The organism is Bacteroidota bacterium, assembly GCA_030706565.1.
Taxonomy (GTDB): Bacteria; Bacteroidota; Bacteroidia; order Bacteroidales; family JAUZOH01; genus JAUZOH01.
In genome coordinates, this window is record JAUZOH010000142.1 from 1 (window position 1) to 8,854 (window position 8,854).

The 8,854-nt window shown below is 38.6% G+C and carries 7 protein-coding genes; 1 reads left to right on the plus strand and 6 read right to left on the minus strand.

Features of this window, described 5'->3' with window-relative positions:
* The coding region (locus tag Q8907_08805; GenBank protein ID MDP4274363.1) for a hypothetical protein at positions 1-1,037 on the minus strand (1,037 nt) is incomplete at its 3' end.
* 112 nt (positions 1,038-1,149) lie between these two features.
* On the minus strand, positions 1,150-1,794 hold the full coding sequence (locus Q8907_08810; GenBank protein ID MDP4274364.1) for a porin family protein: 645 nt from the start codon (positions 1,792-1,794) through the stop codon (positions 1,150-1,152).
* A gap of 989 nt (positions 1,795-2,783) precedes the next feature.
* On the opposite strand from Q8907_08810, the gene Q8907_08815 reads away from it, so the two are divergent.
* Positions 2,784-3,341, plus strand: coding sequence for a DUF6515 family protein (locus Q8907_08815; GenBank protein MDP4274365.1), 558 nt, complete (start codon positions 2,784-2,786; stop codon positions 3,339-3,341).
* Positions 3,342-3,431: 90 nt separating this feature from the next.
* On the opposite strand, the gene Q8907_08820 is transcribed toward Q8907_08815, so the two are convergent.
* The 4 genes from Q8907_08820 to Q8907_08835 form a co-directional block, all read right to left on the minus strand.
* Positions 3,432-4,106, minus strand: a complete 675-nt coding sequence (locus tag Q8907_08820) for a hypothetical protein (GenBank protein ID MDP4274366.1) — start codon at positions 4,104-4,106, stop codon at positions 3,432-3,434.
* Between the two features lie 136 nt (positions 4,107-4,242).
* Positions 4,243-6,726: a TonB-dependent receptor gene (locus tag Q8907_08825; protein MDP4274367.1), complete on the minus strand. Its 2,484-nt coding sequence runs from the start codon at positions 6,724-6,726 to the stop codon at positions 4,243-4,245.
* 246 nt (positions 6,727-6,972) lie between these two features.
* The gene (locus Q8907_08830) at positions 6,973-8,310 is read right to left on the minus strand and encodes a rhamnogalacturonan acetylesterase (GenBank protein ID MDP4274368.1); all 1,338 of its coding nucleotides are present in this window, start codon (positions 8,308-8,310) and stop codon (positions 6,973-6,975) included.
* 41 nt (positions 8,311-8,351) lie between these two features.
* Positions 8,352-8,854 (minus strand): glycoside hydrolase family 28 protein (locus tag Q8907_08835; GenBank protein ID MDP4274369.1); only part of this gene is annotated, 503 nt, incomplete at its 5' end.

The following is an 8,854-nucleotide window of genomic DNA, read 5'->3' on the forward strand; positions in this document are numbered from 1 at the left end:
CGTTTACGGCCAATATCAGTCCAACCCGCTACAATGAACCCCCCATCCGAGGTCTGACGGATACATGAAGGCTCGTCATCACCAGTTCCTCCATATATGCTCTGCCATATAATCTCCTTTTCATCTTTAATGGAAAGATCGATGAATTTTCCATCCTTCAAAAAATAAGTCTTTCCTCTGTAAGGAAGATCACTTGAGAAAGTTCCTGATACTTTGCCATCCTTGACTGAAATATTAAAGGTTCCAGTATCGGCCCATGCATAATAACCATCCGGATCGCCCCCGTTAAAAATATAGGACAGACAGGCCTGTTTCGCTGTGGAAGGTTCCAGTCCATTCATGCATATAGTATAAGTCCCCGATTCAGTAGAATTTGTAACTACCTTTAATTCATCGGTTCCTACAGTAAAAATAAAAACCAATTGGTTATTGGATGTCCTGGTGACCGACTTTCCCGTAAAATGTAAGACCGGACTACTGTTGCCAATCACATCAACCCTAGTAACCCAGGCCGAATCCGATTCAGTTACCGGATTATTACCTGTAGAAGAGGCTTCTGTAATCCTGACAGATTTAAAACTGCCTTCAATACTTACAGGTTTGGTATTAATCAGCGAAGTAAAAGAATAAGTTCCGGATAAGTTCCCCGAAGCGGCCCCGGAAAGGGTCAATGTTCCACTCTGCCCGGGATAACTTTCTCCTGCATTGAAATACACGGCAGTGGCCAATTTTTCGGTTGAAGAGTCTATATTGTTGGAAGTAATTACATAAGTCCCGTCACTGATGTTGTTGGTAACCACTACAATTTTCCTGTTTCCATCAGAAAAAGTGAGGGTATAACTTTCACCGGATTTGGTGATTGTATCGATTGTAGGAGAAAAGGCCTCCCCGTTAATGGTGCCTTTAAACACCCCGGCAGTATTATCTGAATTTTCTTTGTTACAGGCATAAAAGAGAATATTAAAAAGTATAAGTAAAATAAAGAAAACAGTTTTCTTTTTATTTATTGTAGAAACAATAGTCCTGAGATGAAACATGCCTTTATATAATTAAGGTTATCTATATTTAAATGTATGCTTGATTTAAATCTATACAAACAGAAAATCTGTGAAGGGTATCCACAGATTTCCAGCATTATTTCAAAATATTTTAAAATTTGAAGTTAAGGAAGATGGTTAAATCATGATTATTAATCTTTGCTCCATTATCAGTACTAAGGGCAATATTATCCAAACCCATACTGTATTGAATTCCCACTCTTGTATTTTTAAGAAATTCCACACCTGCCCCAAAGTTAACGCCATAATCTCCGGATTTAAATACATCCTTCTCCTTATCGCTGCCCATATCGATTCCTGTTGATTTTGAATCACCTTTCGGGCCCAATATGGCTTTGTCAGCTTTGAGCGTACCTGTACCTAACATGGATAAATAAGGACCTGCTTGTCCAAATAATGATATGTTATTTAATTTATACTTGTAAATAAAAGAAGGTTCTATATTAATATAACTAAGGGCATAAGTATACTTGACTCCATTATAGTCCCTTTTAAATCCTTTGCTAACAGATCCTGCTGCCAATTGAACCGCAAACTTTTCTTTGAAACTATACTCTGTTAAAAGTTCGCCAACCCAGCCAATTCTGGATTTATAATCATCACTATAAGTCTGATTATTGTCTTTACAAGTCTGGTTGGAGAAATTCAAGCCGAACTTTGCTCCAAAAGAAAATTGACTAAAGGAAAATGTTAATGGCAAAAATGCCAGTAATAAAGTAAAAAACAATTTTTTCATAATTCATAAATTATTGGTTTGTGATTGAAAAATTTTGGAGTAAATTTATTTGAAAGAATTAGCAGATTTTTTGTTATTGTTTATTTAAGAGTCTAGAAAATAAGACCAATAAAAAAATAGACAGCTAACTCGTTGTTATTCTGTCAATTTATTTATTTAAATATTTTGTCCTGAAAATTGGAATCCTTCATTTCCAGCCGTTGGTTAAACCCTTTTTTACAGAATTGGCTGTCAAAAACCGGCGAAAAAGGCAAATATCCTAACAAGATGATGAACAAAATCAAGACTACTGATTTAACTGTTGAAAAAACAAATTGAACTTTGCAGGAGAAAAAGGAAGAAGGAAATTTTCAACAGCATTTAAAGTCCGGATTGCAATTGAACGCTCAAAAAGTATGAATTGCCAGAGTGGGCAGGCAATCCCAAAGAAATAGGAAAACGATAGGCTACAATTGGCCAATAGTTAAAAGCATTTCAAAAAAATCGAAATTGGCGGGAGAATCTGGTTTGAGGTATTAAAAAGCACTAATAAATCACCAGCAATGGAACCAAATGAAGAAAATAGGTAATTACTTTGTTATTATTTTTTAGCAAATAATTAAAACAATAATTTTCCGAATTTTATCTCAATTACCTGTTATTTAATCTATTTGTTTACAAAATACCAAATTACTATAACAATATATTTAATGTTCATATTATTCCTTAATATTTTTATAATAAATTTAAATTGCTAAATGGAAATTCACACCAAAGCATCCAAAAATTACTTTTAAGCACCAATTCTTAACATAATATTTGTTCTTTTCAAATAGTTACAAAAACTGAAAGTCAAAATTTTGCTTTCATTTTCCCCAAAGTTATTTAAACCTTGGCAACAGAAAATAGTCAAAGTGAGAAATAAAAGGACAGAAATCATGAAGTGCTTATTATTGAATGTCAAATGTTTAGAAATGTTTAGGCATTCGTTTAAACTGGCTTCCCTAGTTATGCTTATGCTAATCTGGGGTATTTGCTCTCCGGCCGGTGTTGAGGCACAAAGGCGTGGAGGAGGCGGACATGGCAGACACGGCTCGCCCTCATGGCATTATTCCCGCATGCACCCCCGCGGAACTATAGTAAAACATAATTTTTCTCCTTCAAGAAGGATAGTTTATGGCGGCCGTGATTTTTATTTTAAACGGGGTACCTTCTATCGTCCTTATCATAGGGGCTTCAGGGTAATCGGGCCACCTTTCGGAATCAGAATAAGGGTTCTACCCAGAGGTTTTCTCAGATTTTACATCGGCGGTTTCCCTTACTTCTATTATGGCGGAACTTTTTACGTTGAACGGGAAGGCCAATATGAGGTTGTTGCTCCACCTGTAGGAGCTGTTGTTGAAAGCCTTCCTCCCGGATATGAAAAAGTCGAAATTGACGGGCAAACTTATTACCTGGTTGACGGAGTACAATATAAACCTATTCTAAAAAATGGGGAAATCTGGTATGAGGTAATAAAAAGCACTAATAAATCAACCGAAATGGAGCCAAATGAAGAAAACAGGTAATGACTTTGTTATTTTATATGAAATCAATAAATTAAAACAAACATAAAACCCCGAAAAATCGGGGTTTTATGTTTGTTTTTAATCATGTTCTTATCTTCTTCTCATTTCTCTATTACTTTTTGCTTCAGCAGGCTTTCTCATATCCCGTTTAACCCTGACGGGTTTTCCAACATCACCTCCGCGATATTCCATGGGCTGAGGCATATGGGATGATTGCACCCGTTTTTCCGGAAAATCATGCCTGACATTTGTTTCCTTAACAATTACATTGCGATTGTTGTAAACTACAGTTTTCACATTCTCATTAAAACCGCGCAACGGGCGCCTGGAATCATTATAAGTTGTCCGGTATGTTGTCCGGTAATAATACCGGGGATAATGAGCTACATAGTAATTAAAGTGCATCCAGGGTTGATGAACACGATTATTCAGGACAACGACAAAAGCTGTATTCAGATCAAACCTTGAAAATAGGGATGGCAGGGTTGCACTGAACATCCAATTACCATCTTCCATATAGACAAATTCATGGTTCCACACATCATAATAACATTCGATGTCTGGCAGATAATAATATTGTACCGAATTGATATTGTCATACTCAGGAGCCCAGGATGGGGGTACAACACCATAACCTTGAGCATTCACCGTAGTACTGCAAAAAATACTCAGAAGTACAATGAATAAAGCAATGACTCTGATGTCTTTCATTCCATACCGGAATACTTTAATTCCTTGTGGAATCTGATTTTTAAATGCTTCCATTTATGTTTGTTTTTATATGGCCTACTCTATCCGTTTTCGGCTTCCCGTTTGAGTGATCAAATTTATAAATGTATTTAAGTATAACTATTCCCCATAACTTTATATTATGCAAAGGTTGAAATTATTGATGTTTATACTAATATTCATCGTTCATGTCCTGCTCTTCATTGTTTTCAGTATCCTCCCGTTCTTTTTTCACCCTATAGTTATTAAAGCGGAAACTGAAAGTCAGAAGAACGATTTTGGCCTCCCGTTGAAATCTGCTGTACTTATGCTGTTTGGTGCTTTCAGTGGTGGAAACGAAACTGGGTTTCCCAAACAAATCGCGTACCTGCAGGGTCAGGGTACACTTTTGTTTCAGCAATCCCTGCCTGAGAGCCAGGGTAGAAAAATAAAAACCTGAACGTTTTCCCTGCGCCCTGATGGTGGGTGCATTGTAGGAATAAGTTGCCTGGAAAGTTGTATGCGCTGCAAGGTTGAAAGTGGGGTTAACACGAACATTCCAGGTATTGATGTTATTATCCACAGAAGCAACAGGCGTTCCAAATATGTGATAATTAAAATAATTGAAAGAAGTATTCAGCTTAAACCACTTGGCAAGTTCCAGATATACCATAAATTCTGTTCCAATTGAACGGTCATGGTTGATATTTTCAAAAGTAGTGGTGGTTATCTGCGTAGCTGGAGCAAAAGTAGTAATTTGCTGGATCAGATCGGATGTCTGCCTGAGGAATCCCTCCAGCGAAAGATAAGAGGAACCGGTTAATTTTTTCTGAAGGTTCAACTCAAAAGAATTTGCAAATTCAGGAAGTAAGCCGGGATTTCCCTGACGGATTGTTTGTGGGTCTATACGTAAAACAAAGGGGTCGATATTATAATTCCTCGGCCGGTTGATACGGCGGGTATAACTAGCCTGAACCTCCAAATTCCAGGGCAACTGCCTGGATAAATGAACCGATGGGAATAAGTCTATACGGTTCACATTATATTTTTTATCTTGTATTTCCTGATTTAATGACCTGTCTTCATATTCCGTGCGAAGGCCAATCTGATAATCAAAAACAGGCAGGGAATTGGAAAAAGTGACATAAAAAGCCTGAATCTGATCCTTAAAAACTATCCTGTCGGTCTGGGCACTATCCTGAACCCACACATTCCCCACGAAATTGTCCAGGTAGGAGTTTCCTTTAGCCTTTGAATAAGTCCCCTGGTAACCGGCTTCCAATTTACCCTTTTCCCCAAGGGGCAGGCTGTAATCAATCTTTGTGCGCAACTGGGTTTGGTCGCTGTTTTGAATGGATTGCTGAACAATTTTCTTCTTTCCCAATGTGTTCCAATTAACATCGGTAGTATCCTGCTGTAAATTATTCTGTTCATCATCAGGACCGCCTGTAAAATAAGCAGATGCAGAAATTTCGTGTCCCTTATCGTTAAATTTTAGATTATAGTCAAGATTAACATTGTGATAAATCCTCTTGTCTTCAGACCTACTGCTATTCAGATAATAAATATCGGTTGGCGGATCCATGAAATTGAAATAGGAATCGTGATAGCTTGAAGTCATAGGCCGTTTGAATGACCTGTTTCCCAAACTTCCGGAAAGGGTCAGGGTATTTTTAGCATTTATATTGTAACTGATTCCACCATTAATTTCCTTACCCTGACGGTGAAAATTACCACTTCCATTAATTATCTGATTTTTTATAAGTCGTGTACCCAAAGTATCCGAATTATTCATATAATTTTTAACAGCTGACCTCATATCCCTGTAAATTGCACCCAGTGAAAAATTAAATTTGGATATCTTATAGTTTAAATTCAGGCTTAAACTATACTTATCGCCTAAGCCTGCCGTAGCTGTAAACATCCCACTTTCACCCCGCAACTTTTGTTTTTTCATGATCACATTGACAATTCCTGCACTGCCTTCAGCTTCATATTTGGCCGAGGGGTTGGTAATAATTTCCACACTTTTGACCAGGTTAGCCGGAATTTGCTGTAAGGCTTCGCTGCCATCCACAGGGGAAGGCCTGCCATCAATCAGAACAGTATAATTAGAACTTCCACGCAGGGTCACATTGCCTTCCACATCAGTTTGAATAGATGGAACATTTTGAAGTGCATCGGCCAATGTCCCTCCCGCAGCAGTAATATCTTGTTCAATGTTAACTACTCTTTTGTCAATCTTGAACTGTTCGGGAGGAACGACTCCCTCAATGACCACTGTCTTCAAGGCACTGGCAACCGGATTTATTTTTATTTTACCCACCTCGGTTGTCTTCTGGTTTGCGGAAAGAATAATGGACCCAAACCGCTGTTTCTGATAGCCCACAAAGGTGATCTGAATATAAAATTGGCCATAAGGTAATCCCTCGATAATAAATTTTCCGTCCTCCCCACTCATAGCACCCGTCAACAATGTAGAATCCTTTGCCCTGAAAATTGCAACACTGGCATACTGGACAGGCTGCCCGCTGCTTTCGTCTATAACGGTGCCCGAGACCCTGCAATCATTCTGCACCTTGCTTCGTAAGGATTCCTGCCCGTTGACCTGTATAAAGGTCATCAGGAAAAATATCGACAACAATGTTTTTAGGGATAAAATGATTAAAGATTTCATGCCTGATCAATTTAACTTAGCAAACAATAATCATTATAAGTATAGGATTTGTAAATGTTTACGAAATTTACAAAAAATAAAGTAAAATTCTACTACAAACCCTGGATTTTAACTGATCAGAGTCTGGATAAATCCCGTAAAATTTCTCTTAGAATCTCAGCTTGGATTGGCCAATAGAAATTATTCAGCAAAAAAAAGCTCCGGAAAACCGGAGCTTTTTTTAAAATAATAATGTTAGTCATACAATTAATTTCCATCTGGTTTTATGACAGAAGACTTAGGGCTCAGGGGCAAACTAAATGTTTCGACAGGATCAGGATGAGCAGGATCAAATGCAGGCAGTCCATCCCTTAGATATTTTGAAAGCCCCAGCTTATTTGCCCTGATTCCTTCGACAATACACCTGGCCAGTTCATAAGCGCCATAACTGTTAAAATGGGTATGGTCATTAAAAGCAGTGGTCTGGCCGGGAAAAGTCCCTGCAGGATAGATTACAAATGCCTTTTGTGATTTTTCCACACCCAGAGCTTCATAAAACACCTTGGTCATGGCATTCAGGTCAATCAGGGCAACATTCTCTTCTTTGGCTATTTGCCGGGCAGCATCAGGATAACCGGCCAGGGTATTGATAATCCTTCCGGTTGAATCAAAGGATAACCGGTTGGTTGAAGTGACCACTACAGGAATCCCCCCTTTCTCCCGCGTTTTACTGATAAATGTCTTCAGTCTTTCCCTGTACTTATCCAGGGCATTGGGCAATTTATCCTTCTGGTCGTTATGCCCGAACTCGATGAACAGATAATCGCCTGCCTTCATGGTACTCAAAACTTTCTCCAGGCGCTTATCGGCAAGGAAACTGCCCAGGGTCAGGCCAGATTCTGCCTGATTGGAGACAACCACTTCCGGTTTGAAATATTTTGTAATCATCTGTCCCCAGGAAGCCCAAGGTTCATCATCCTGATCAACAACAGTAGAATTGCCGGCCAGATATACCGTAACCACACCGGTTACAGGAGTAATTTCCAAAGAACTGATGCAGGGCCTCGAACCATTGAATTCGAATGTTAACTTGTCATCCCAGTTGAGTTTTGTCAATTCACGCGGTTTTAATTTCACTTTATCGTTTGTCCCTTTAATTTCAGGGACCCGCATATTTACAGTAAAAGTACGCGTTATGAACTGGCCGGGGTTTGTTTGAATCTTTTCCAACATCAACCTTCTGGACTCAGCTCTGACTGTGGTGTTGGCTGCAGCCTTCAGATCGCCCAGGGTCATTTTAACCCTGTAATTACCTTCAGGCAAATAAACCGAGAAATAAAAAGGCTTATTACTGGTACATACTCCGCTAATTAGAGGATTTTTCCCATTGCGCTCAATAATTACGGGTGAAGTCCCAAAATCAAAACCATATCCCGCCTGCTTTGAATAAACAGAGGAAGTCTTAACCCTGATATAGCCTGGTACAGTCTTACCCTGCCCAAATAAAAATTTATAACTTGTCCCAGATGTTTGAGCAAATCCAATGTTTGCAGAATAAGCCAGTATTAAAGCAGCTAAATAAAAGACAAATTGAAATCTCTTCATAAATCAAGGGTTAATTTACATTTATTCAAATAACAATAAGTTTATAATTTCTTTTCTGTTACTGTTTTCAAACTGACATCCTTCAACGATTTGCATTGGTGAGTATTAAAGTTTTCCACATTCTTCAAAATAAAAACAGGCGAATTGGCTGCATGTTGTGCTTTAATATTTGAAAAATCAGCGCCTTTAACATCGTTTAAAACATAAGCCGGGCGTTGTTCATCATTCATATAACTTACCTCTACGTTGCTCATTTCTATTCCTTTCACGTGACGGATAAAAAAGCCATAAGCCGGAATGATTCCAAACATATTAGGTTCAGGATATTTCTTTTCATTTTCAGGCGGATTAATTGCAGCCTGTTCCTGGGTGCCGCCACCTTTATAATAAATCCGTATATCCCTCAACTTTACATCCTCAATATCGTTTCCGGGAATGCCGCTGATAATAGAGGCATAACGGGAATCCGCATTGTAAACGACAAAATTGCTGATATTTACACGCCTCAATTGACCGACGGGAGTACCTTCCGGCCCCCTCATCC

What these genes read in the sequence shown, in the direction of transcription:
- Q8907_08825 (MDP4274367.1), bottom strand. Translation starts at nt 6,726, where the DNA reads ATGAAATCTTTAATCATTTTATCCCTAAAAACATTGTTGTCGATATTT.
- Q8907_08820 (MDP4274366.1), bottom strand. Translation starts at nt 4,106, where the DNA reads ATGGAAGCATTTAAAAATCAGATTCCACAAGGAATTAAAGTATTCCGG.
- Q8907_08810 (MDP4274364.1), bottom strand. Translation starts at nt 1,794, where the DNA reads ATGAAAAAATTGTTTTTTACTTTATTACTGGCATTTTTGCCATTAACA.
- Q8907_08815 (MDP4274365.1), top strand. Translation starts at nt 2,784, where the DNA reads ATGCTTATGCTAATCTGGGGTATTTGCTCTCCGGCCGGTGTTGAGGCA.
- Q8907_08830 (MDP4274368.1), bottom strand. Translation starts at nt 8,310, where the DNA reads ATGAAGAGATTTCAATTTGTCTTTTATTTAGCTGCTTTAATACTGGCT.